The sequence below is a fragment of the Terribacillus saccharophilus genome (assembly GCF_046592595.1).
Classification (GTDB): Bacteria; Bacillota; Bacilli; order Bacillales; family Amphibacillaceae; genus Terribacillus; species Terribacillus saccharophilus_C.
The window spans coordinates 1-3,027 of record NZ_JAWVPF010000018.1 but is presented as its reverse complement, the minus strand read 5'-3'; the positions used below and the strand labels follow the sequence as shown (position 1 = coordinate 3,027).

1 rRNA gene is annotated in these 3,027 nt (G+C 52.2%); it reads right to left on the bottom strand.

Going from position 1 to position 3,027, the window contains the following annotated elements:
• Window position 1: 1 nt before the first annotated feature.
• Window positions 2-2,927: ribosomal RNA gene (locus SFC25_RS18190) — 23S ribosomal RNA — on the bottom strand.
• Window positions 2,928-3,027: the final 100 nt, after the last annotated feature.

Here is a 3,027-nt window from a genome sequence, read left to right as displayed (position 1 = left end):
TTTAGTTAAGTCCTCGATCGATTAGTATTCGTCAGCTGCACGTGTCACCACGCTTCCACCTCGAACCTATCTACCTCATCGTCTCTGAGGGATCTTACTCATTTAAAATGATGAGAAGTCTCATCTTGAGGGGGGCTTCATGCTTAGATGCTTTCAGCACTTATCCCTTCCGCACGTAGCTACCCAGCTATGCTCCTGGCGGAACAACTGGTGCACCAGCGGTGCGTCCATCCCGGTCCTCTCGTACTAAGGACAGCTCCTCTCAAACTTCTAACGCCCACGACGGATAGGGACCGAACTGTCTCACGACGTTCTGAACCCAGCTCGCGTACCGCTTTAATGGGCGAACAGCCCAACCCTTGGGACCGACTACAGCCCCAGGATGCGATGAGCCGACATCGAGGTGCCAAACCTCCCCGTCGATGTGGACTCTTGGGGGAGATAAGCCTGTTATCCCCGGGGTAGCTTTTATCCGTTGAGCGACGGCCCTTCCATACGGCACCGCCGGATCACTAAGCCCGACTTTCGTCCCTGCTCGACTTGTAGGTCTCGCAGTCAAGCTCCCTTCTGCCTTTGCACGCTACGAATGATTTCCAACCATTCTGAGGGAACCTTTGGGCGCCTCCGTTACTCTTTGGGAGGCGACCGCCCCAGTCAAACTGCCCACCTGACACTGTCTCCGAACCGGATAACGGTTCTGGGTTAGAATGTCAATACAGCCAGGGTGGTATCCCACGGATGCCTCCACCGAAGCTGGCGCTCCGGCTTCTAAGGCTCCCACCTATCCTGTACAAGCTGTACCAACATTCCATATCAGGCTACAGTAAAGCTCCACGGGGTCTTTCCGTCCTGTCGCGGGTAATGCGCATCTTCACGCATAGTATAATTTCACCGGGTCTCTCGTTGAGACAGTGCCCAAGTCGTTGCACCTTTCGTGCGGGTCGGAACTTACCCGACAAGGAATTTCGCTACCTTAGGACCGTTATAGTTACGGCCGCCGTTTACTGGGGCTTCGGTTCACAGCTTCGGGACGAAGTCCCTAACCATTCCCCTTAACCTTCCAGCACCGGGCAGGTGTCAGCCCCTATACTTCGCCTTACGGCTTTGCAGAGACCTGTGTTTTTGCTAAACAGTCGCTTGGGCCTTTTCACTGCGGCTTCTCCTTAAAAGAAGCACCCCTTCTCCCGAAGTTACGGGGTCATTTTGCCGAGTTCCTTAACGAGAGTTCTCCCGATCATCTTCGGTTACTCACCGTGCCTACCTGTGTCGGTTTGCGGTACGGGCACCTATTTCCTCACTAGAGGCTTTTCTTGGCAGTGTGAAATCAGGAACTTCGGTACTAAATTTCCCTCCCCATTACCGCCTGGAATTAGTGTTGAGTGGATTTGCCTGCTCAACTTCCTCACGGCTTGGACGCGCATAACCAGCAGCGCGCTTTCCCTATCCTCCTGCGTCCCCCCATCGTTCAAGCGGATTTAGGTGGTACAGGAATATCAACCTGTTGTCCATCGCCTACGCCTTTCGGCCTCGGCTTAGGCCCCGACTAACCCTGAGCGGACGAGCCTTCCTCAGGAAACCTTGGGCTTTCGATGAAAGAGATTCTCACTCTTTTTTCGCTACTCATACCGGCATTCTCACTTCTAAGCGCTCCAGCCGTCCTCACGATCGACCTTCACTGCCCTTAGAACGCTCTCCTACCACTGACATCGTAGATGTCAATCCGCAGCTTCGGTGGTGTGTTTAGCCCCGGTATATTTTCGGCGCAGCGTCACTCGACCAGTGAGCTATTACGCACTCTTTCAATGATGGCTGCTTCTAAGCCAACATCCTGGTTGTCTAAGCAACGCCACATCCTTTTCCACTTAACACACACTTTGGGACCTTAGCTGGCGGTCTGGGCTGTTTCCCTTTCGACCATGAACCTTATCACCCATAGTCTGACTCCCAAAGTAGATTGATTGGCATTCGGAGTTTGACTGAATTCGGTAACCCGATGAGGGCCCCTAGTCCAATCAGTGCTCTACCTCCAACCATCATCCTTTGAGGCTAGCCCTAAAGCTATTTCGGAGAGAACCAGCTATCTCCGTGTTCGATTGGCATTTCACCCCTACCCACACCTCATCCCCGCACTTTTCAACGTGCGTGGGTTCGGGCCTCCAGTCAGTGTTACCTGACCTTCACCCTGGACATGGGTAGATCACACGGTTTCGGGTCTACGACCACCTACTATATCGCCCTATTCAGACTCGCTTTCGCTGCGGCTCCGTCTATACAACTTAACCTTGCAGGGGATCGTAACTCGCCGGTCCATTCTACAAAAGGTACGCCGTCACCCATTAACGGGCTTCGACTACTTGTAGGCACACGGTTTCAGGATCTATTTCACTCCCCTTCCGGGGTGCTTTTCACCTTTCCCTCACGGTACTGGTTCACTATCGGTCACTAGGGAGTATTTAGCCTTGGGAGATGGTCCTCCCGGATTCCGACGGAATTTCACGTGTTCCGCCGTACTCAGGATACACTCCGGAGGAAACCACATTTCGAATACAGGGCTCTTACCTTCTATGGCGGGCCATTCCAAGCCGCTTCGTCTATATGGTTTCTTTGTAACTCCAAAGGAGTGTCCTACAACCCCAGAAGGCAAGCCTTCTGGTTTGGGCTAATTCCGTTTCGCTCGCCGCTACTCAGGAAATCGCATTTGCTTTCTCTTCCTCCGGGTAATGAGATGTTTCAGTTCCCCGGGTCTGCCTCGTATCACCTATGTATTCAGTGATACGTACTATCCAATAACGGATAGCGGGTTCCCCCATTCGGAAATCTTCGGATCAAAGCTTACTTACAGCTCCCCGAAGCATATCGGTGTTAGTCCCGTCCTTCATCGGCTCCTAGTGCCAAGGCATCCACCGTGCGCCCTTCTTCACTTAACTAATAACGCATGATGCTAAAAATTTGCGACAATAAAAATTGTCTTACTTTAAAGTTTGATGTTCTGGCATGTTGTTTCTTATCTAGTTTTCAAGGTTCACA